This is a genomic window from Streptomyces guryensis, assembly GCF_021261325.1.
GTDB classification, from domain to species: domain Bacteria; phylum Actinomycetota; class Actinomycetes; order Streptomycetales; family Streptomycetaceae; genus Streptomyces; species Streptomyces guryensis.
Genome location: NZ_JAJSBI010000001.1, coordinates 595,182 through 615,764 on the forward strand (window position 1 = coordinate 595,182; position 20,583 = coordinate 615,764).

At 70.6% G+C, this 20,583-nt stretch carries 21 protein-coding genes; 12 read left to right on the forward strand and 9 right to left on the reverse strand.

The window, feature by feature from the left end; all coding sequences use genetic code 11:
* The first annotated feature begins 61 nt into the window (after window positions 1–61).
* The 3 genes from LJ657_RS02770 to yjfF are packed head-to-tail and all read left to right on the forward strand — an operon-like array spanning window position 62 to window position 3,728.
* On the forward strand, window positions 62–1,600 hold the full coding sequence (locus tag LJ657_RS02770) for a sugar ABC transporter ATP-binding protein (RefSeq protein WP_232646552.1): 1,539 nt from the start codon (window positions 62–64) through the stop codon (window positions 1,598–1,600).
* On the forward strand, window positions 1,597–2,706 hold the full coding sequence (locus tag LJ657_RS02775) for an ABC transporter permease (protein WP_232646553.1): 1,110 nt from the start codon (window positions 1,597–1,599) through the stop codon (window positions 2,704–2,706). The genes LJ657_RS02770 and LJ657_RS02775 overlap by 4 nt, the downstream gene beginning before the upstream one ends.
* Window positions 2,706–3,728 (forward strand): galactofuranose ABC transporter, permease protein YjfF, encoded by a 1,023-nt coding sequence (gene yjfF, locus LJ657_RS02780; RefSeq protein ID WP_232646554.1) that lies wholly within the window; start codon window positions 2,706–2,708, stop codon window positions 3,726–3,728. Before LJ657_RS02775 ends, yjfF begins: the two co-directional genes overlap by 1 nt.
* Before the next feature lie 102 nt (window positions 3,729–3,830).
* Here yjfF and LJ657_RS02785 read toward each other — a convergent pair whose 3' ends face one another.
* Window positions 3,831–4,277, reverse strand: coding sequence for a MarR family winged helix-turn-helix transcriptional regulator (locus LJ657_RS02785; protein WP_232646555.1), 447 nt, complete (start codon window positions 4,275–4,277; stop codon window positions 3,831–3,833).
* A 99-nt stretch (window positions 4,278–4,376) separates the two neighbouring features.
* Between LJ657_RS02785 and LJ657_RS02790 the strand changes: the two genes are divergently transcribed.
* Together LJ657_RS02790 and LJ657_RS02795 are read left to right on the forward strand one after the other, a co-directional pair.
* Window positions 4,377–5,375: an NADP-dependent oxidoreductase gene (locus LJ657_RS02790; protein WP_232646556.1), complete on the forward strand. Its 999-nt coding sequence runs from the start codon at window positions 4,377–4,379 to the stop codon at window positions 5,373–5,375.
* 96 nt (window positions 5,376–5,471) lie between these two features.
* Window positions 5,472–5,891 carry an organic hydroperoxide resistance protein gene (locus LJ657_RS02795; RefSeq protein ID WP_232646557.1) on the forward strand — a complete coding sequence of 140 codons (420 nt, stop codon included), beginning with the start codon at window positions 5,472–5,474 and terminating at the stop codon, window positions 5,889–5,891.
* An 84-nt stretch (window positions 5,892–5,975) separates the two neighbouring features.
* On the opposite strand, the gene LJ657_RS02800 is transcribed toward LJ657_RS02795, so the two are convergent.
* On the reverse strand, window positions 5,976–7,127 hold the full coding sequence (locus LJ657_RS02800; protein WP_232646558.1) for a serine hydrolase domain-containing protein: 1,152 nt from the start codon (window positions 7,125–7,127) through the stop codon (window positions 5,976–5,978).
* A 225-nt stretch (window positions 7,128–7,352) separates the two neighbouring features.
* Between LJ657_RS02800 and LJ657_RS02805 the strand changes: the two genes are divergently transcribed.
* Together LJ657_RS02805 and LJ657_RS02810 are read left to right on the forward strand one after the other, a co-directional pair.
* Window positions 7,353–8,216, forward strand: a complete 864-nt coding sequence (locus LJ657_RS02805; RefSeq protein ID WP_232646559.1) for a hypothetical protein — start codon at window positions 7,353–7,355, stop codon at window positions 8,214–8,216.
* 132 nt (window positions 8,217–8,348) lie between these two features.
* Window positions 8,349–9,164 carry an EI24 domain-containing protein gene (locus LJ657_RS02810; RefSeq protein WP_232646560.1) on the forward strand — a complete coding sequence of 272 codons (816 nt, stop codon included), beginning with the start codon at window positions 8,349–8,351 and terminating at the stop codon, window positions 9,162–9,164.
* Here LJ657_RS02810 and LJ657_RS02815 read toward each other — a convergent pair.
* Window positions 9,142–10,398 carry a pyroglutamyl-peptidase I gene (locus LJ657_RS02815; RefSeq protein WP_232646561.1) on the reverse strand — a complete coding sequence of 419 codons (1,257 nt, stop codon included), beginning with the start codon at window positions 10,396–10,398 and terminating at the stop codon, window positions 9,142–9,144. The genes LJ657_RS02810 and LJ657_RS02815 overlap by 23 nt on opposite strands.
* A 123-nt stretch (window positions 10,399–10,521) precedes the next feature.
* Window positions 10,522–11,472: a LysR family transcriptional regulator gene (locus tag LJ657_RS02820; RefSeq protein WP_232646562.1), complete on the reverse strand. Its 951-nt coding sequence runs from the start codon at window positions 11,470–11,472 to the stop codon at window positions 10,522–10,524.
* Window positions 11,473–11,522: 50 nt separating this feature from the next.
* Between LJ657_RS02820 and LJ657_RS02825 the strand changes: the two genes are divergently transcribed.
* Genes LJ657_RS02825 through LJ657_RS02835 form a run of 3 tightly spaced genes read left to right on the forward strand, consistent with a single transcriptional unit; the run spans window position 11,523 to window position 12,803 of the window.
* Window positions 11,523–12,041 (forward strand): NAD(P)-dependent oxidoreductase, encoded by a 519-nt coding sequence (locus LJ657_RS02825; RefSeq protein WP_232646563.1) that lies wholly within the window; start codon window positions 11,523–11,525, stop codon window positions 12,039–12,041.
* Window positions 12,042–12,050: 9 nt separating this feature from the next.
* The gene (locus LJ657_RS02830; RefSeq protein ID WP_232646564.1) at window positions 12,051–12,440 is read left to right on the forward strand and encodes a RidA family protein; all 390 of its coding nucleotides are present in this window, start codon (window positions 12,051–12,053) and stop codon (window positions 12,438–12,440) included.
* Window positions 12,441–12,464: 24 nt separating this feature from the next.
* Window positions 12,465–12,803: a YrdB family protein gene (locus tag LJ657_RS02835; RefSeq protein ID WP_232646565.1), complete on the forward strand. Its 339-nt coding sequence runs from the start codon at window positions 12,465–12,467 to the stop codon at window positions 12,801–12,803.
* A 9-nt stretch (window positions 12,804–12,812) separates the two neighbouring features.
* On the opposite strand, the gene LJ657_RS02840 is transcribed toward LJ657_RS02835, so the two are convergent.
* The gene (locus LJ657_RS02840) at window positions 12,813–13,391 is read right to left on the reverse strand and encodes a TetR/AcrR family transcriptional regulator (protein ID WP_232646566.1); all 579 of its coding nucleotides are present in this window, start codon (window positions 13,389–13,391) and stop codon (window positions 12,813–12,815) included.
* Between the two features lie 122 nt (window positions 13,392–13,513).
* Between LJ657_RS02840 and LJ657_RS02845 the strand changes: the two genes are divergently transcribed.
* Window positions 13,514–15,958 (forward strand): beta-glucosidase, encoded by a 2,445-nt coding sequence (locus LJ657_RS02845; protein ID WP_232646567.1) that lies wholly within the window; start codon window positions 13,514–13,516, stop codon window positions 15,956–15,958.
* A 210-nt stretch (window positions 15,959–16,168) separates the two neighbouring features.
* Here LJ657_RS02845 and LJ657_RS02850 read toward each other — a convergent pair whose 3' ends face one another.
* The gene (locus LJ657_RS02850; RefSeq protein ID WP_232646568.1) at window positions 16,169–17,149 is read right to left on the reverse strand and encodes an aldose epimerase family protein; all 981 of its coding nucleotides are present in this window, start codon (window positions 17,147–17,149) and stop codon (window positions 16,169–16,171) included.
* A gap of 34 nt (window positions 17,150–17,183) precedes the next feature.
* Window positions 17,184–18,071, reverse strand: coding sequence for an SGNH/GDSL hydrolase family protein (locus LJ657_RS02855; RefSeq protein ID WP_232646569.1), 888 nt, complete (start codon window positions 18,069–18,071; stop codon window positions 17,184–17,186).
* 265 nt (window positions 18,072–18,336) lie between these two features.
* Between LJ657_RS02855 and LJ657_RS02860 the strand changes: the two genes are divergently transcribed.
* Window positions 18,337–18,831 (forward strand): DUF3145 domain-containing protein, encoded by a 495-nt coding sequence (locus LJ657_RS02860; protein WP_232646570.1) that lies wholly within the window; start codon window positions 18,337–18,339, stop codon window positions 18,829–18,831.
* Window positions 18,832–18,981: 150 nt separating this feature from the next.
* Here the strand turns inward: LJ657_RS02860 and fabF are convergent, their stop codons facing one another.
* Both fabF and LJ657_RS02870 read right to left on the reverse strand, forming a co-directional pair.
* Window positions 18,982–20,253: a beta-ketoacyl-ACP synthase II gene (gene fabF, locus LJ657_RS02865; protein ID WP_232646571.1), complete on the reverse strand. Its 1,272-nt coding sequence runs from the start codon at window positions 20,251–20,253 to the stop codon at window positions 18,982–18,984.
* 79 nt (window positions 20,254–20,332) lie between these two features.
* Window positions 20,333–20,581 carry an acyl carrier protein gene (locus LJ657_RS02870; RefSeq protein ID WP_030931809.1) on the reverse strand — a complete coding sequence of 83 codons (249 nt, stop codon included), beginning with the start codon at window positions 20,579–20,581 and terminating at the stop codon, window positions 20,333–20,335.
* Window positions 20,582–20,583 lie beyond the last annotated feature (2 nt).

Genomic DNA, 20,583 nt, shown 5'->3' on the forward strand with positions numbered 1-20,583 from the left:
CGAGCCATCGGTTTGACGGGGCTCCCTGCGGGAGTGAACCAATCCCACAAGGAGCGCTGCCATGGCAGAGCCGCGGCCCGTGCTGCAAATGACGGGCATAGTCAAAGAGTTCCCGGGGGTACGGGCTCTGTCGGACGTCGACTTCCGGCTCTTCCCCGGCGAGATCCACGCCCTGATGGGCGAGAACGGCGCGGGGAAGTCCACCCTGATCAAGGTGCTGACGGGGGTCTACTCCCTGGACGGCGGCACCATCACCCTGGACGGCAGATCCGTGCTGTTCGGCAGCCCGCTGCAGGCGCAGCAGGCCGGCATCAGCACCGTCTACCAGGAGGTGAACCTCTGCCCCAACCTGTCGGTGGCGGAGAACATCTTCATCGGCCGCGAGCCCACCCGCATGGGCCGTATCCAGTGGAAGCGGATGCGCAAGGAGGCGGCGGAGCTGGTGGACCGGCTCGGCCTCGACATCGACGTCACCGCGCCCCTGTCCTCGTACCCGCTGGCCGTGCAGCAACTGGTCGCGATCGTGCGGTCGGTGGGCACCGGCGACAGCGACGGCCAGGGATCGGGCACCAAGGTGCTGGTCCTGGACGAGCCGACCTCCAGCCTCGACCGCGACGAGGTCCAGGAGCTGTTCCGCCTGATGCGGCGGCTCAAGGACGAGGGCGTCGCCATCCTGTTCGTCTCGCACTTCCTCGACCAGATCTACGAGATCTGCGACCGGATGACCGTGCTGCGCAACGGCACGCTGGTCGGCGAGCACATGGTCGCCGACCTCGACCAGGTCGGGCTGATCCAGCTGATGATCGGCAAGGCCCTGGACCAGCTGGAGGAGCTGCACGACCAGCAGCTGCACTCCGACGTCGGCGAGACGCTGCTGACGGCGGAGGGCCTCGGCCGGACCGGCGGCATCGCCCCCTTCGACCTGGAGATCAAGAAGGGCGAGGTGCTCGGACTCGCCGGTCTGCTGGGATCGGGCCGGACCGAACTCGCCCGGCTGCTCTTCGGCGCCGACCAGCCGGACAGCGGCAAGGTGACCATCGGCGGCAAGCAGCTCTCGATGAGCGCGCCGAACGCCGCGATCGGCGCCGGCGTCGCCTTCTGCTCCGAGAACCGCAAGGCCGAGGGGCTGGTGCCCGATCTGACGGTGCGGGAGAACATCATCCTGGCCCTGCAGGCCGCGCGCGGCTGGACGCGGCCCATCCCGGTCGCCCAGCGCGACGAACTCGTCGCCAAGTACATCAAGGCGCTGGACATCCGGCCCGCCAACCCCGAGGCCAGGGTCGGCCAGCTCAGCGGCGGCAACCAGCAGAAGGTGCTGCTGGCCCGCTGGCTGATCACCCAGCCCAAGCTGCTGATCCTGGACGAGCCGACGCGCGGCATCGACGTCGGCGCCAAGGCGGAGATCCAGAAACTCGTGGTCTCGCTCTCCGAGGAGGGCATGTCCGTGCTGTACATCGCGGCCGAGCTGGAGGAGGTACTCCGGCTCAGTCACACCATCGGAGTGCTGCGCGACCGCCGGCTGGTGGCGCAGCTCGCCAACGGGCCGGAGATCACCAGCAGCCGCATCATGGAGACCATCGCGAGCGGAGAACACCAGTGAGTACCAACTCCCGATGGCGAGCACTGACACACCACCACCTGTTCTGGCCGGTCGCGGTCCTTGTCTTCCTGCTGCTCGTCAACGTGCCCTTCACCCCTGACTTCTTCTCGGTCAAGATGACGGGCGGCCACCTCTACGGCAGCCTCGTCTCGATCGTGCTGTTCGGATCGCCCCTCATCCTGGTGGCGGTCGGCATGACCGTGGTCATCGCCACCGGTGGCATCGACCTCTCGGTCGGTGCCGTGGTCGCCATCACCGGAGCACTCGCCTGCTCGTACATCAGCCACCAGGCCGACCAGAACGCCCTGTCCGGGGTGCTGCTCGCCATGGGCCTGGGCCTGCTGGCCGCGGTCGTCTGCGGCCTGTGGAACGGCTTCCTGGTCGCCAGAATGGGCATCCAGCCGATCATCGCCACGCTGATCATCATGGTCGCCGGACGCGGTGTCGCCCAGCTGATCACCAACGGCCAGATCATCACTATCAACAGCGACCCGTACAAACTGATCGGCGGCGGCTACTGGCTGACGCTGCCGTTCTCCATCTTCGTGGTGGCCGTGGTCGTGGCCGTCACCGTGGCGCTGACCCGCCGCACGGCGCTCGGGCTGCTGATCGAGGCGGTCGGCGGCAACGCCGAGGCCAGCCGCCTCGTGGGCATCAGGTCCCGGCGCATCAAGATCATGGTGTACGTGTTCTGCGCGCTGTGCGCCGCCGTCGCGGGCCTGATGATCAGCTCCAACACCTCGGCGGCGGATGGCAACAACGCCGGTCTGTGGATCGAACTCGACGCGATCCTCGCGGTGGTGATCGGCGGCACCTCGCTGCTGGGCGGCCGGTTCTCCATCGGCGGCACGGTGGTCGGCGCCCTCGTCATCCAGACCCTGACGACCACGATCTACACCATCGGTGTGCCGACCCAGACCAACCTGGTCTTCAAGGCCGCCGTCGTCATCGTCGTCTGCCTGCTCCAGTCCCCGAAGTTCCGCGCCAAGGTCTTCGGTGCCAAGTTCGGCGCCCGGTTCGGCGCGAAGGGCGGCGCCAAGCCGGCCGTGGCCGAGACGGACACCGCCGCGTCGACCGACGCCGCTCCGAAGATGGAGGTGTCGTGATGAGCGCGACCACCCAGAGCCCCACGGCCGTGGGCAGCCGTACTCCGTCCAAGGCCCAGCGTCTGCTCGGCGACCGACGTCTGCCCGTCGCGGCGACGGCCCTGCTCTTCCTCGTGATGTACGGGGTGGGCCTGGGTCGGTACCAGTACTACGGGTTCGACGAACCGCAGGTCTTCCTGAACCTGTTCATCGACAACAGCTATCTGCTGGTGGCCGCGGTCGGTGTCACCTTCGTCATCCTGTCCGGCGGTATCGACCTGTCCGTCGGCTCGGTGATCGGCTTCACCACGATGCTGACGGCCTGGCTGGTGGAGCGCGAGGGGCTGCCCCTACTGGTGGTGATCCCCATCGTGCTGGCGGTCGGGGCATTCGGCGGCTTCCTGATGGGCTATGTGATCCACAACTTCGAGATCCAGCCCTTCATCGTGACCCTCGCCGGCCTCTTCCTCTTCCGCGGCCTGTGCCTGGTCATCAGCAAGGAGTCGATCTCCATCAGCGACTCCGCGGTCAGCAGCATGGCCGAGGCGCAGGTGTCGCTGGGGATGGGGTTCCTGTCGGTCGGCGCGGTCGTCTCGCTGGTCGTCCTCGCCGTGGCGTTCTACGTCCTGCACTACACCCGCTTCGGGCGGCGCGTGTACGCCATCGGCGGCAACGAGCAGTCGGCCCTGCTGATGGGTCTCCCGCAGGGCGGCACCAAGATCGCCGTGTACACGGTGAGCGGCTTCTGCTCGGCGCTCGCCGGTCTGCTGTTCACCCTCTACATCCAGTCCGGTGACCCGCTGCACGCGACCGGCATGGAACTCGACGCGATCGCCGCGGTCGTCATCGGCGGCACGCTGCTGACGGGCGGTTCCGGCTATGTGGTGGGCACTCTGTTCGGAGTGCTGGTGCTGGGCCTGATCAAGAGCATCATCCAGTTCGAGGGCACGCTCAGCTCCTGGTGGACGAAGATCGCCACCGGCGTGCTGCTGTGCGCGTTCATCCTGGTCCAGCGCGTCATGACGGCCCGCAAGAAGACATGACGAACCCGTAGCAGGAGCTGAGCCCGGAAGGCTCCCTGTTCGAAGAGGTCCGGCGCACGCATCCCGTGCGCCGGACCTCTCGCATGTCGGGTGGTGCCGGCCTCAGTCCTCGGTCTGCCGCAGCATCCGCCGCAGCAAGCCCCTCAGTGCCAGCCGTTCCTCCCTGCCGAGCCCCGCCAGCGGTTCGCGCGCGAAGCGCAGGGACTCGCGCAGGTCCTTGGCCACCCGCCGGCCCTCCTGCGTCGCCGCGGCCAGCTTCACGCGCCGGTCGGCCGGGTCGGGGCGGCGTTCCACCAGGCCACGGGACTCCAGGCGGTCGACGATGCCGGTCACGTTGGACGGCTCGCACTTCAGTTTCTGGGCCAGCTTGCGCATGGGCAGCGGTTCCAGGGAGAGCAGACTCAGCAGCCGGGCCTGGGCGCCGGTCAGCGAGTGCTCGGCGGCGGCGTCCTCGTAGTCCTCGTGATAGCGGGCCACGATGTCACCGATGAGTCCGACGACCTCAAGGGTCAGTTCATCGGGACGACGGGTGTTCGGTGGAGTGGCCATGGGCTCAGCGTACCCTCATTACTTGACAGCCTGAAATATTCAGGAGCATTGTTGTTTCATGTACTGAAGTATTTCCCGCACGCTCGAAAGGCTCTCGTCATGATCAACCGCGAATGGCACCTGCTCAGCCGCCCCGTCGGCTGGCCGAAGCCTGAGGACTTCGCCCTGGTCGAGACGGAGGTCGCGACACCGGGTGAGGGCCAGGTGCTGGTCCGCAACAAGTACCTCTCGGTCGACCCGTACATGCGTGGCCGCATGAGCGACGCGAAGTCGTACGTCGCGCCCTTCGAGCTCGGCAAGGTCATGCAGGGCGGCGCGGTCGGCGAGGTCGTCGAGTCCAACGCCGAGGGCATCGCCGTCGGCGATCACCTGCTGCACTTCCTCGGCTGGCGCGAGTACGCGGTCGTGGACGCGAAGACCGCCGTCAAGGTCGACCCGGAGGCCGCGCCGCTGAGCACGTACCTCGGCGTCCTCGGTATGACCGGCCTCACGGCGTACTCCGGCCTGCTGCGGGTCGGTGCCTTCAAGGAGGGCGACGCGGTCTTCGTGTCCGGCGCCGCGGGTGCCGTCGGCAGCCAGGTCGGCCAGATCGCCAAGCTCAAGGGTGCCTCCCGGGTCATCGGCTCCGCCGGCTCCGACGACAAGGTCAAGCTCCTCGTCGAGGAGTACGGCTTCGACGCCGCGTTCAACTACAAGAACGGCCCGGTCTGGGAGCAGCTGAAGGCGGCCGCCCCGGACGGCATCGACGTCTACTTCGACAACGTCGGCGGCGAGCACCTGGAGGCCGCGATCGGCGCACTCAACCTCAAGGGCCGGGCCGTGATCTGCGGCATGATCTCGCAGTACAACTCGACCGAGCCGACCCCCGGCCCGCGCAACATGGTCAAGATCCTGCAGAACCGGCTCCGCGTCGAGGGCGTACTGGTCGGCGACCACTACGACCTGCAGCCCGAGTTCGTCCGCGAGGTCGGCCCCTGGGTCGCCTCAGGGCAGCTGAAGTACCGCGAGACGGTCGTCGAGGGCATCGAGAACAACCTGGAGGCGTTCCTCGGGGTCCTGCGCGGCGACAACACCGGAAAGATGATCGTAAAGCTGTAGGCCTTCCTCGCCGTTTCCGGTATGCGGTAACTTCTTTCCGAAACCGTCGTCGACCGTGGGCGCGAGTCGCGGCGGACCGAGGAGGAAGACAACCGCATGTCCATCCAGCAGACCGACGTCCTGTACACCGCCGTCGCCACCGCCGAGAACGGTCGCGACGGCCGGGTCGCCACCGACGACGGCAAGCTCGACGTCATCGTCAACCCGCCCAAGGAGATGGGCGGCAGCGGCGCCGGCACCAACCCGGAGCAGCTGTTCGCGGCCGGCTACAGCGCCTGCTTCCAGGGCGCGCTGGGCGTGGTCGCCCGGCAGGAGAAGGCCGACCTCACCGGCTCGACGGTCACCGCGAAGGTCGGCATCGGCAAGAACGACGACGGCTTCGGCATCATCGTCGAGATCTCGGCCCGGATCCCGGGCGTCGACGCGGCAACCGCCAAGGCCCTCCTGGAGAAGGCCCACCAGGTCTGCCCGTACTCGAAGGCAACTCGCGGCAACATCACCGTGACGCTGATCTGACGGACTCGTTGCTACGACGGAGGCCGCACCCTTGGACGTGGGGTGCGGCCTCTGTTGTACGGCGAACGGACGGCTGTACGGGGATCAGGAAGCCAGCGCCGCCGTGTGTGCCGCCCTCACCAGCCGCTCGTTCTCCGGCGCCGCCCCGCCCGGGAAGGCAATGCGCCGCCGGGTGTAGCCGTAGGCCAGCCCGCTGCGCGGATCCGCGAACGCCTGCGAGCCGCCCGCCCCTGCGTGCCCGAACGCCCCGGCGCCCAGGAACAGGTACCAGGCCTCGCCGGTCGCCTGGAAACCGAGGCCGAACGCGCGGTGGCCGCGGGCCACCAGGTCGTACCCGACCGAGTGGACCTGCCCGACCTCGGCGACGGTGTCCGGCTTCAGCAGCGGCGGCCGCCCCGCCACCTCGCTGATCGCCGCCGCGTACATCCCGGCGAGCCCGCGCGCCGCGGCCACACCGCCCGCCGACGCCGGACCCTTGGCCCGCACGGTACGGGAGTTGGCGTGGCCGACCAGGTCCCCCGGCTCGGCCACATGGGTGTTGGACGCGATCGAGGCGAGCGTGTGCGGCCCTCTCGGCGCCGCGTCCAGCACGGCCTGCTGCTTCGCCGTCGGGGCCATCGGCCGCACGGACCGGAAGCGGGGCTCCAGAGCCTCGGGCAGCCCCAGGTAGAAGTCCAGCCCGTACGGCGCCCGCACCCGCTCCTCGTAGATCTCCTGAAGGGTGTGGCCCGTGGCCCGTCGGACCACCTCTCCGGCCAGCGCGCCGATGACGAGCGCGTGGTAGCCGAAGGCCGTGCCCGGGCGCCAGAACGGCCGCTGGTCGGCGAGCCGTTCGGCGATCGCCCGGTCGTCGGCCAGCTCGTCCTCGCTGAACCCGGCGTCGAGCCCGATCAGCCCGGCGCGATGGGTGACCAGGTCCCGCAGCGTCAGCGCCGCCTTGCCCTCGGTCCCGAACTCCGGCCAGTAGTACGTCACCTTGCGGTCCAGCTCGAGCGTGCCGTCCTGCACGAGGAGCGCGACCACCAGATGGGCGGCGCCCTTGGTCGACGAGAACACACCGTAGAGGGACTCGGCGTCGTTGCCGTCCCCGGCCCACAGGTCGACGACCTTCCGGCCGTGCACATACGCGCACAACTGGCCCTCGTAGTCGGCCAGTTCCCCCGCCACGAACGCGGCGAACTCCTCACGCACCGTCTCGAAGCCGTCCGCGACGGTGCCGTGGATCTGCTGCGTCATCCGTTCTCCTCAAGCTCGGCCGCTGTACGCGTACCTCCTCCGGGGCTTCCTGAGATCGGTACGGCGGGATGTACCTGTTCGACTCAACCCCAACAAGAGGTGGTTCATGTCACGGATGCCCCGGATGGCGCATCACCGGGTGGGCCCAAGGGGGCGACGGGGTCCACCGCATGGGGGCATGCTGAGGGCGACCGCCGGTCCGCAGGCTCCAGCCGAGGAGAGCCCATGGCAACGATCCCTTCGCTCCCCAGCAGGGACGACGTGCTGCGCATGGCACGCAACACCACCGACATCACCGGACAGCTCCTGGACACGGCCCAGAACATCACCCGGATCGCGATGAACACCTTCGACCCACGGGACGGCTCGGGCGCCGAGGTGCTGCGCGTGCTCCGCGAGACCACCGCGGAACTGGCCGAGGCGAGCGCGTCCCCGCAGGCGCAGGAGGCGTTCTACCGGATCGTCGGCACCCTGACCCGGCTGGGCACGAGCGGGGCGCCGCTCGCCGTGCACCCGGTGAGCGAACCGGCGCAGGCCCTGCTGACGGCGATCGGCGACAGCCTCCTGCCGGTGCTGGACGCGGTCGAGCCGGCGGTGGAGGAGTTCGCGGACGCCCTCGGCGACCTGGTCGAGGCGACGTCCCCGCTGCTGCCCGCGGCGGCGGGCGTGGCCGCGGGAGCACTTCTCGCGGTGACACCGGTACTCCGAGCGGCAGCAGACGTCCTGCGCGACTCCTCCCCCGAACTCCGCCGCGTCGCCGACGCGCTGACCGCAGCCCTCGCCCCGCTGATGCCCCTCCAGGTCGCCCTCGCGGAACGCGCCACGGCCGCCGGAGCAGGCGTCGTCCGAGCCACCCTGCCCCCACTGGCCGACCTCGCCGAGGCGGCAGCGGCAACTTCAAAGGTGGCACGTCCGGTGCTGGTCGCGGGGGAGGAACTGCTGGTGTCCGGCTTCGAGCGATTCCAGCCCCTGTTGCTGGCTACGGCGTCCCGGGCGGGGCGGGTGGCGCGGGCGGCGGCGGTACGCGTGAGCGCGGCGGTGTCACCGACGGCGGAGCCTGGAGTGCTGGTCGCAGTCTCAACACCGTGAGCTGCAGCGCCGGTCCAAGGGGCGCGGGGCTGTATCGATATGCGGCTCCGCCGCGTGGGCGCGACAAGCCGCAAACAACCCGCAGACCGCAGCCAGGACAAGCCTCCCACCCCTCCCCGTAAAATTCCCCACATGCGCGATCTAGGGGCGGGCTTCACATACCTTCTGAAGGGCCAACGATGGGTGGCCGCACACGGCAAGCAATACGGCTTCGGCCTGCTGCCGGGCCTGATGACCCTGGTCCTCTACATGGCCGCCCTGGTCGGCCTGGCCCTCTGGGGCGAAGACGCCGTCACCTGGGCAACCCCCTTCGCAGACAACTGGTCGAGCCCGTGGCCCGCGCTCTTCCGGGGCTTCCTCACCGCGGTGCTCTTCGCCCTGGCCCTCCTCCTCGCCGTCCTCACCTTCACAGCCGTGACGCTCCTCATAGGCCAGCCCTTCTACGAGAACCTCTCCGAGAAGGTCGACCGTGACGTCGACCCGAACGGCACGGCCCCCGCGTCCGGCCTCCCCCTCTGGCGCGAACTGTGGATCTCGGCCCGCGACAGCCTCCGTATCGTCGTCCGCGCACTGCTGTGGGGCGTCCTGCTCTTCGCCCTCGGCTTCATCCCGCTCGTCGGCCAGACGGTCGTCCCGGTGATCGGTTTCTTCGTCACCGGTTTCTTCCTCACGGAGGAGCTCACCGCGGTGGCCCTCCAGCGCCGCGGCGTCGAACTGCGCGCCCGCCTCACCCTGCTGCGCTCCCGCAAGACCCTGGTCTGGGGCTTCGGCACCCCACTCGGCCTGGCCTTCCTGGTCCCGTTCGTCGCGGTGTTCCTGATGCCGGGCGCGGTCGCGGGCGCGACACTGCTGGCGCGGGAGCTGCTGGGCGAGGAGACCGAGGAGGGTGACGACGACACCGCCGACGACCCCGAACCGGAAGACGTCACCCAGCGCTCGTGGCGCTGACCGCCACGGTCAGGATCGCCCGTACCTGAGTGATGATGTCCTGCCGGTTCTGCAGGAACTGCGGGTCCGTGACCGTCCCGGTGGCCGGGTCGGTGTTGCCGGGGCCGAACTGCAGCACCGGCGTGTGCACATGGCCGCCGGGCAGGGTGTCGTGCAGCCCGAGACGGTCGCGCAGCAGCGTCGCCCGGTACGCGATCTCGTTGGAGAGGTAGTCGCCCCCGCCGCCGGCCCGCGCGGTCGACCCGGGAGTCGGCCCGTCCGGCCGTACCACCGCGTCCGTGCCGCCCGCCGGTATCTCGGTCACCTCGGTGTGGTCGTACACCGGGAATCGTCCCGTGTGCGCGGCCACGATCTCCTTGTACGGCAGGGTCGTCGTCGTCCACTGGGGCTGTGAGGCGGGATCGGTGACCGGGACGGTCTCCGTCCGGCTGATGTTGTCGTTGTCGGGGAACCCGCCCCGCCAGGCCCCGTTGGTCCGCTCCACGTCGAACCGCCCGACCCGCCCCTGGCTCACCGTCGTGAAGAGATCCACCTTCCTCAGGTACGGCCGCAGCGTCCGCTCCACCGTTCCGTCAGCGAAGTCCTGCCAGCGCACCGGGAACACGACCGTCTCGACCCGCGCCGGTCCGTCCGCCGTCTCGATCACCGTGCCGTCGAGTGCGAGCGCGGTCGCCCCGGAGGGATTGGAGATCCGGATGTCCCGGTCCAGCGTGAACGGATCGAAGCCGGTGACGAGCACCCGCCGCAAGCCCTTGCCGCGTTGCGGGTAGCGGACGTCGGCCTGCCCGCGCGAGGTGCGCTCCAAGGCATCGACCAGCGTCGCGCGTTGCCGGTCGCTCAGCTCGAACTCCGGCTCCCAGGTGCGGACTTCGCGCGTCATGCCGAGCCGGGCCCAGTACAGCGGCCGGTCGTCGTCCCGGGCCAGGTCCCCGCCCGCCGGCCCGTGCCCCTGCGCCCGGTCCACGGCCCGCCGCCACAGCGCCGACCCCTCGTGTACGACGATGCGACGGGCCTGCGCATAGGAACGGGCCCCGTCCAGCGCGCGGGTGAGCGCCGGGGCCACGTCGTCGAATCCGGACCGTTCGAGGATCTCCTGCGGTACGGCCTTGTCGAGCCGCTGCTCCTCCACGGTGGGGGAGGGGACGGTCCCGGCGGCGGCCGCCGCGGTGGGGGCCGTGAACCCGGCCAGCAGCGCCAGTCCGAGTACACCGATCCGAACACGTAGGGAATTCAAGGGAGTTCAGGTCCTTCCGTCGCCGTCGCGGGGGAGCGTGGTGCGGACGGCCGCAGTATCGCCCGACGGAAGTGGTCTACGCCATGGTGCGGGTGTGTCAGGTGGGCACCGGAGTACACCCGCCTACCCCGGGATACGAGCCACCGCCTCCCGCAGCGCCCCCACGAACGCCTCCGCAGCCGGCGTCAGTGCCCGCCCCCGTGCCGTCGCCGCGTAGACCGCCCGGGCAGGAGCCCCCTCGTCCAGGACCGACAGCAGCACGATGTCCGGGCGTACGGACTCGGCGGCCAGAGCGGGGACCAGGGTGACTCCGAGTCCTGCGGCGACGTACCCCTGCTTGGCGGTCCACTCGCCCACGACATGCGTTACGCGCGGGCGGAAGCCCTGGCGCAGGGCGGCGTCCAGGAGGGTGCCCTCGGGGCGGGAGCTGCCGGAGATCCAGTCGGCGCCGGCGAGTTGACCGAGCCGTACCGGGCCCTCGTGACCGGCCAGCGGGTGGTCGGCGGGCACGGCGACGTACAGCGACTCGTCGAGGAGATGGTGGAGTTCGTACGACTCCAAGGGCGCACCGCCGGTCGTCGACACGACCGCCAGGTCCAGGTGGCCCGCGGCCAGCCGGTCCAGGAGGCCGGGCGTGAGGCCCTCCTCGCGGGAGAGCCGGACCCGGGGGTGGCGGGCCCGGAACGCGGCCAGCGCGTGTGGCACCAGCGCCGCGTCGGCCGTCGCGAACGCCCCGAACCGCAGCCGTCCGCCGGCCACTTCACGCAGCGCCGCCAGTTCGCGCGCGGCGCCGTGCAGGGTCTCGGCGACCGTCTCCGCGTGCGGGACGAGCAGCCGGCCGGCCTCCGTGAGCCGTACGCCGCGGGGCAGCCGGTCGAAGAGCGGGGCTCCGCCCAGCGCCGCCTCCAGCGAGGAGATCTGCCGCGACACCGCCGACTGCGTCCACCCGAGCGCCCGCGCGGCCACGGTGAACGATCCGTGCCGGGCGACCACGAGGAACACCCGCAGCCAGACGGTGGAGAGGTCCGGTACCGGAACGCCTGCTGCGGGATGCTGTTTCGGCATGGGAGCCATGCTAGACATTCGCTTGTCGCATCGCGGGTGGCGGGCCTAGCGTCGACGGCATGCCGCAGATGGATCAGACAGCGCAGATGGATCGGATCGCATTCCTGGGCCTGGGCCACATGGGTGCCCCCATGGCCCGCCGACTCCTCGCCGCCGGGCACCCGTTGACCGTCTGGAACCGCACCGCCGCCAAGGCCGCACCGCTGGTCGCCGAGGGCGCCGTGCTCGCCGCGCCCCCCGCCCACGCCGTTCGGGAGGCCGACGTGGTGATCACGACGGTCGCCGACCCGGCCGCGCTCGACGCGGTCGCCGGCGAGATCGTGCCCGCACTGCGCCCCGGCACTCACTGGATCGAGATGCCGACCGTCGGTCCGGACGCCGTACGGGAACTCGCGGCCAGAGCCGGGGAGTCGGCCACCGTCATCGACGCGCCTGTCAAGGACCTGGCCCTGGCGACGAAGGCGGCCGAACTGCCCGCCATGGAAGCCGCGTTGGACCACTACCGCCGGACCGCCGCCGACCCCGCCCTCGCGGACGCGGACCTCTCCCACGAGGCCGCCGGCATCCGAACCTCCTGAAGGAGCGACGTGAAGGTCACCCTCGACAACCCGGCCGGCGCCCCACAGCCCGCCAGCCCCTACTACTCCCAGGTCGCTCGCGTCGAACACGCCGACGGCAGCGCCCTGTTGTTCGTCTCCGGCCAGATCGCCGAGGGCGCCACCCTCGCCGAGCAGACGCGCGGCATCTTCGAGGGACTCGACGCCCTGCTCCGCGCCCACGGCGCGACCCTGGCCGACGTCGTCAACATCCGCTCGTACCTGACCGACATCGCCGGGCTGCAGGAGTACGGCGCCGTACGGCGGGAGTTCCTCACCGGGACGCCGCCGACAAGCATGACCTTCGAGGCCTCGCGACTGTTCCGGCCCGAGGCGCAGATCGAGATCGAGGTCGTCGCCGCCGTACCCGCGCCGGAGTGATCCCTTCCGGGTGATACTGCCGTCATGAAGGCGGTCAGAGCAGTGAACCTCGGCGTCCTGTTCCTCATCGAACTCGGCGCGCTCGCGGCCGTGTCGTACTGGGGCTTCACCCGGGACGTGGCGACTGCGCTCGGCTGGCTGCTCGGCCTCGGCGCCCCGGCCGTCCTGATCGTGCTGTGGGCGCTGTTCGGCTCCCAGAAGGCGTCGTACAAGACACGCGGCGCGGTCCGCGTCGGCTTCGAACTGCTCTGGTTCGGGGCCGGTGTGGCCGCGCTGTTCGCCGCCGGAGCCATGGCCTGGGCGGTCGCCTTCGCCGCCCTGTGCGCGGTGAGCAAGACTCTCGCCGTCATCTGGCGCCAGTAGCAGGGGAGTTCAGGCGCCCTCTCCCAGCAGCGCCAGGAAGTCCCGAAACGCCCCCGGCATGTCCACCGACTCAGGGTCCAGCAGCCACTGGTACTGCAGACCGTCCATCACCGCGACGAGCAGGGGGGCGGTCCGCTCCGGGGTGAGCCCGTTCGGCAACCGCTCCCCGTACTCGGCCCGCAGCACCGCCGCCATGCTCTCCCGCACCTGCCGGTACCGCCCGGTGAAGTACCCCCGCGCCGGATGCCCCTCCGTCACGCTCTCCCCCAGCAGCGCGGAGAAGGTCTGGATGATGCCCGGCCGCATGGCGTTGTACTCGACCATCGAGGCCAGCAGATCCACCCGCCACTGCGTGGCCGGTACGGCGTCCCACTGGTCCCGGTCCTTCAGCACGGCGACCAGCAGCGCGTCCTTGGTCGGGAAGTAGTGCAGCAGCCCCTGCTGGGTGAGCCCGACGCGCTCCGCGACCGCGGCCAGGCTCGCGCCCCGGTACCCGCGCTCGGCGATCACCTCCAGCGCCGCCCGCACGATCTCCGCGCGCCGTTCCTCGCTCCTGACCCTGGCGTTCATGGCGTCACCGTACGGCATCCCCGTAGAGTCAATATTACGAAATCATAACGAAACCTACCGCGTTACAGGTAATGGATGCACGATGAGGCCCAGGGCGACCTGAATGAAGTTGGCAGCATGACTTGATGAGGAGGCACCCGATGGCGGGAACCCCTGGAACCTCTCCGGCCGACCGGGCGCGCGAGGCCGCCGTCGACGCCGCGCTCGGCAAGCTGGATCTGGACGCCAAGGCCCGGCTGCTGTCCGGCCAGGACATGTGGTCCCTGCCCGCCCTGCCGGAGATCGGCCTGGAGTCGATCGTCATGTCCGACGGGCCGATCGGCGTCCGGGGCGTGCGCTGGACCGCCGACGACCCCTCCGTCGCCCTGCCCTCCCCGACCGCCCTCGCCGCCACCTGGGACCCGGAACTCGCCCGCCGCGCCGGCACGCTGCTCGCCCAGGAGGCCCGCCGCAAAGGCGTGCACGTGCTGCTCGCGCCGACCGTCAATCTGCATCGCTCCCCGCTCGGCGGACGGCACTTCGAGGCCTACAGCGAGGACCCGTGTCTGACCGGGCTGATCGGCGCGGGGTACGTGCGGGGCGTGCAGTCCGGCGGCGTCGGCACCACCGTCAAGCACTTCGTCGCCAACGACGCCGAGACCGACCGCTTCACCGTCGACAACCTGGTCTCCGCGCGCGCCCTGCGCGAGCTCTACCTGGCCCCCTTCGAGTTCATCGTGGAGAACGCCCACCCCTGGGGCATCATGACCGCCTACAACACGGTCAACGGCACGACGATGACCGAGCACCGGTATCTGGTGAACGAGGTCCTGAGAGGGGAGTGGGGCTTCGACGGGTACAACGTCTCCGACTGGATGGCGGCCCGGTCGACGGCCGGCGCCATCGAGGGCGGCCTCGACGTCGCCATGCCCGGCCCGCAGACCGTGTACGGCGAAGCCCTCGCCCAGGCCGTACGGGACGGCAAGGTCGAGGAGGCGGTCGTCGACGGGGCCGTACGCAACGTCCTGCGGCTCGCGGCCCGCGTCGGCGCCCTGGAGAGCGCCGATCCCGCCGTCACCGAGCTGCCCGGGACCGTCGACGGCATCGCACTGGCCCGCGAGATCGCCCGCCGCGCCTTCGTCCTCGTGAAGAACGACAACCAGGCCCTGCCCCTCAAACCGGGCACGGTGGCGTTGACCGGCGCCGCAGCCCGCGACGCCCGGGTCCTCGGCGGGGGGTCGGCGACGGTCTTCCCGGCCCGGATCGTCTCCCCGCTCGACGGCCTCACCGCCGCCCTTCCCGAGGGCACGCTCAGCTACGCCGTCGGCGCCGACCCCAACACCGAACTCGCCGTCGCCGACAAGGGCTTCGCACTGCGGGCCGTGTGCCGGGACGCCGAAGGCCAGGTCATCGGCACGGGTTCGGCGCCCAACGGCCAGATCCAGTGGATGGGGTCGGACCTCCCCGAGGGCGTCACCCACGACCGCCTCCACACCGTCGAGCTGACCGGCACCTTCACCCCGCGCGAGACCGGCCTCCACACCTTCGGCGCCAAGGGCACCGGCCACTTCACCCTCACCGTCGACGGCACGACGCACTACGACGACCTCCAGGGCCCCGCCGACGACAGCGACCCCTTCGAGGCGTTCTTCGGCGCCCCGGTGCCCCGCGCCACCGCCGAACTGACCGCGGGCGAACCGGTGGAGGTCTCCCTCACCCACACCTACGCGCTCCCCGAGGGGTTCCCCTTCGAGGTCGTCGCCTTCGCCCTCGCCCATCTGGAGCCGCAGCGCGACGCCGACGAGCTGATCGCCGAGGCCGTCGAGGCCGCCCGCGCCGCCGACACCGCCGTCGTCGTGGTCGCCACCACCGACCGCGTGGAGTCCGAGGGCTACGACCGCAAGGACCTCACCCTCCCCGGCCGCCAGGACGAACTGGTCCGCGCCGTCGCCGCCGCCAACCCGAACACCGTCGTGGTCGTCAACTCCGGCTCCCCCGTCGAGCTCCCGTGGCGGCACGAGGTCGCCGCGGTCCTGCTCAGCTGGTTCCCCGGCCAGGAGGGCGGCGCGGCCCTCGCGGACGTGCTGACCGGCGCGTACGAGCCGGGCGGCCGTCTGCCCACCACCTGGGGCTCCCTGTCCGACGCCCCGGTCACCCAGGTCGTCCCCGAAGGCGGCGAACTCCCGTACACCGAGGACGTCTTCATCGGCTACCGGGCCTGGGAGAAGCAGGGGCGCACCCCCTCGTACCCCTTCGGCCACGGCCTCGGCTACACCGAGTGGACCTACGAGTCCGTCGAGGTCGACGGCACCACCGCCACGATCCGCCTCCGCAACTCCGGTGAGCGGGCGGGCCGGGAGGTCGTGCAGCTCTACCTGGCGCCGACCGAGCCCGGCCCCGACCGCCCGGCACGCCGGCTGGCCGGCTTCGCGGGCGTCGAGGCGGCCCCCGGCGAGACGAGGGAAGCAGTCGTCGAGATCCCCCGCCGCGCCTTCGAGGTCTGGGACGAGGCGACGAACTCGTGGTCATTTGTGAAGGGTTCGTACGAGATCCAGGTGAGCCGCTCGATCACCGACCGCCGCCTCACCGCGACGATTAACGTCTGATCCGGGACAAGTCTCCCCACGAACAGCCCCGGCCCGGGACCTGACCCCCGGGCCGGGGCAACGCGCTCCGCGGGTTCGGCCGTGCTGGGGCGTCCGTCGTCTGCCGGTGCGTGGTGGCTGGTCGCGCCCGCGCGGTGGTAGCCGCACATCGAATACAGCCCCGCGCCCCTTTGGGGCGCGGCCGACCGCAGCGGACTTCGCCAGCCCCGCCTAGCGGGTGGCGAACCCGTACACCGTCTCCGACCGGAACACCCCGCCCGGCCGCAGCACCGTGCTCGGGAAGCCCGGGTGGTTCGGGGAGTCGGGGAAGTGCTGGGTCTCCAGGGCGATGCCGTCGCCGGGAGCGAAGGGGGCGGACAGGTGGTCCGCGGTGTAGATCTGGAGGCCGGGCTCGGTGGTGGCCACGGTCAGGACCCGGCCGGATGCGGGGTCGTGCAGTTCGGCGACCTCACGAGGGGTCTCGGTCACCCCGCCGTCGAGCACGAAGTTGTGGTCGTATCCGGCGCCGACCTTGCGCGCCTGACGGAAGTCGAAGCGCGTGCCCGTCACGTCGGCGAGCTCGCCGGTCGGGATCAGATCGGCGTCGACCGGGGTGTAGCGGGAGGCGGCGAGCCGCAGTTCGTGGCCGCCCGTGCTGCCCGATCCGCCGAGGGTGAAGTAGCTGTGGTTCGTCAGGTTCAGCACGGTCGGCGCGTCCGTCACCGCCTCGTAGGCGATACGCAGCGCGCCGGACTCGTCGAGCGTGTACGTCGCCGAGACCTCCAGCCGGCCCGGGAAGCCCTCCTCACCATGCGCACCGACCCGGCTCAGACGCACCCCGTGCGCCTCTGCTTCGAGGGGCGTAACGTCCCACACCCGCTTGTCGAAGCCGCGCTCACCGCCGTGCAGGGAGTTGGGCGGTGTGTTCTGCTCAAGCGCGTACGTCACCCCGTCCAGCGGGAAGCGGCCGCCCGCGATCCGGTTGGCGTACCGGCCGACGAGCGCGCCGAAATACGGCTCCGGGTGCGCGAGATAACCGTCCAGCTCCGCGAACCCCAGCACCACGTTCCCGGCCCGCCCGTCCCGGTCCGGGATCTCCAGCGACTGCACGATCCCGCCGTACGACAGGATCCGGACCCGTACGCCCGCTCGCTCCAAGGTCCAGCGGTGCACCGGGGTGCCGTCGGAAAGTGTGCCGAAGAGTTCGTTCATGTGCGGAACTTTAGGACACCTCCCTGAGGCCGGCTCATGCCTTGTCGGCCGTGACCTTCCGGTAGGCGATCTCCGCCAGCCGCGCCTGCCCGTTCACACTGGGATGGAACCAGTCCCACTGGCTCAACTGCGACGTGCCGAACCGGTAGTCGTACACCGCGCCGCCGTCGAACCGGCACCGCCGGTCCTTGGCGCAGACCTCCTCCAGCACCTTGTTGTACGCCTCCACCCGCTTCTGCACGGTGTCCCGCCGCAGCGTCGCCGCCGAGTCCAGCGCGTCCGCGTCGGCCAGCATCGAGGGGCAGATGCCGAGCTTCCACACCTGCTTGCCCAGCGGGTTGGTGCGACCCTCGGACCACAGCCGCTTCAGGTTCGGCACGCTCGCCACGTACACCTGCGTCTTCGGCAGCGACTTGCGCAGAATGCCCAGCGCGTCCTCGAAGTCGGCGCGGAAGCTCTCCACCGAGGTCATGGCGGCGGTGCTGGCCCGGCAGGCGTCGTTCGCCCCCGCCATCACCGTCACCAACTGCGGCCTGCGCGTCACCGCCTGCGCCAGCTGGCCCGGCAGGTCCGCCATCCGCGCCCCGGTCACCGCGTAGTTCCAGCTGCGCTCGGCGGCCTGCGCCTTCCCCAGCAGCCGTACGGCGAGGCTGTCGACCTTGGCGCTGCTGCCGGTCGCCCAGGACACCTCGGGGCAGTCCGACAGGACCGTACAGGCGTCGAAGCCGCGGGTGATGGAGTCGCCGACCGCCGCGATCGAACGGGGGCTCACGTCCCACGCCGGAGTCGGCTTCGCGCTGTGCGCCTTGGTGCCCGTCGGTCCGGCGGAGTTGCCACCGACGGCGTCGCAGCCGGCGACGCCCAGGACGGTCGCCGCCACGGCGGCGAGAACGGTCCGTGAACGGTGGCTTGGCTTCCGCATACGCCGGTGATCCCCTCGGTCAGTCCCGCTACGTACGGATGTGTCACCCCATGACAACGCGCGAGAGTTCCCGATCCACGCATCATGCAACGGATCACACCCGTACAAGCGTCCTGCCGGGTGAATGGCGGACGTTTCAGCGCATCGGGACCGACGGTACGTCACACTCCTTGCGCCGTCGCACGGTAGCCTCGCCATCAACGTGGCCGACCGCCACGGCCGACCGCCAGTTCGCCAGATTGTCCTGCTCTGCCCGGAGGTCCCGGTGACGACACGTGGGGTTCTGTACGTGCACTCCGCGCCGCGCGCGCTGTGCCCGCACGTCGAGTGGGCCGTCGCCGGGGTGCTCGGCACACGCGTCAACCTCGACTGGATCCGGCAGCCCGCCGCCCCCGGCACCTGGCGCTCGGAGTTCTCCTGGCAGGGCGAGGTGGGCACGGCGTCCAAGCTGGCGTCGGCGCTGCGCGGCTGGCAACTGCTGCGCTTCGAGGTCACCGCGGAGCCCTGCCCCACCGCGGAGGGCGAGCGCTACAGCTGCACCCCCGACCTCGGCATCTTCCACGCCGTCACCGGCATCCACGGCGACATCCTCATCCCCGAGGACCGCCTCCGCGCCGCCCTGGCCCGCTCCCAGCAGGGCGAGACGGAACTGGAGGCCGAGATCGCCAAGCTGCTCGGAAAGCCGTGGGACGACGAGTTGGAGCCCTTCCGGTACGCGGGTGAGGGCGCTCCGGTGCGCTGGCTGCACCAGGTGGTGTGAACGGCTTTTGTCTTCAGGGGCGCGAGGCTGTGTCGATACGCGGCTCCGCCGCGTGGGCGCGATCGACCCCCACCGGCCCGCAGACAAACGAACGGCGTGTGGCCCGCCCCTGAACCCGGGGTGCGGGCCACACGCCGTTCACGGCAATACTCAGACCGTACGGAACGCCAGCACCACGTTGTGCCCACCAAACCCGAACGAGTCGTTCAGAGCGGCAATCCGTCCCTCGACAGGAAGCTTCCGGGCCTCGCCACGGACGATGTCCGCCGCCGCCTCCGCCTCGGGGTCGAGGTTCTCGACATTGATGGTCGGCGGAGCGACCCGGTGGTACAGCGCAAGGATCGTCGCGACGGACTCGACACCGCCCGCACCACCCAGCAGATGTCCGGTCATCGACTTGGTGGCCGAGACCGCCATGTGGTCGGCGTCGTCGCCGAACACCTTCCGCAGTGCCTTCAGCTCGGCCACGTCACCGGCCGGCGTCGAGGTGGCGTGCGCGTTGACGTGCACGATCTCCGCCGGGTCCAGGTCGCTGCGGTCCAGCAGGTTCTGCAGGGCGTGCGAGATGCCGCGGCCCTCGGGCTCGGGCTGCACGATGTCGTGCGCGTCGGAGGAGACGCCCTGCCCGACGGCCTCCGCGTACACGCGGGCACCGCGCTTGGCGGCGTGCTCGGCGGACTCCAGGACGAGGACGCCGGCGCCCTCACCGAGGACGAAGCCGTCCCGCGCGACGTCGTAGGGCCGCGAGGCGCCCTGCGGGTCGTCGTTGTTCTTGGACATCGCCATCATGTTGCCGAACGCGGCGATGGGAAGGGGGTGGATGGCCGCCTCCGTGCCACCCGCGACGACGACGTCGGCGCGGCCGGTGCGGATCATCTCGATGGCGTAGCCGATGGCCTCGGCGCCCGACGCGCAGGCGGAGACCGGGGTGTGCACGCCCGCACGGGCGCCCACGAGGAGACCCACGTTGGCGGACGGGCTGTTCGGCATCAGCATGGGGACGGTGTGCGGGGAGACGCGGCGGACGCCCTTCTCCTTGAGCACGTCGTACTGGTCGAGCAGAGTCGTCACACCACCGATCCCGGAGGCGATGACGGCACCGAGACGCTCCGGGTCGATGCTCGCATCGGCACCCGCCTTGTCGGTGAAACCGGCGTCCGCCCAGGCCTCCTTGGCCGCGATCAGCGCGAACTGCGCCGAGCGGTCCAGGCGGCGGGCCTGCGGCCGGGGGATGACCTCGGAGGGCTCCACGGCGACCGGGGCGGCGATACGGACCGCCTGCTCGGCGGCCCACTCCTGCTCCAGGGGCTTCACGCCGGACTTGCCGGCGATCAGACCCTCCCAGGTAGAGGCTGCGTCGCCACCCAGCGGTGTGGTTGCGCCGATACCGGTGACGACCACGGTGTGATTGGTCGGGCTCACGGGAATTCTTTCTCCAACGGATCGGGATTCAGCGGCGCCACCGCCGGGTGGCGGGGCAATACAGCCGGGCCTAAAAGGCTCAGGCCTGGTGCTTGAGGATGTAGTTGGTCGCGTCGCCGACCGTCTTGAGGTTCTTGACATCCTCGTCCGGGATCTTGACGTCGAAGCGCTCTTCGGCGGCGACGACGACCTCGACCATGGACAGCGAGTCGACGTCCAGGTCGTCGGTGAAGGACTTGTCCAGCTGGACGTCCTCAACCGGGATGCCGGCGATCTCGTTCACGATGTCGGCGAGACCGGCGACGATCTCTTCCTGAGTGGCGGCCATAT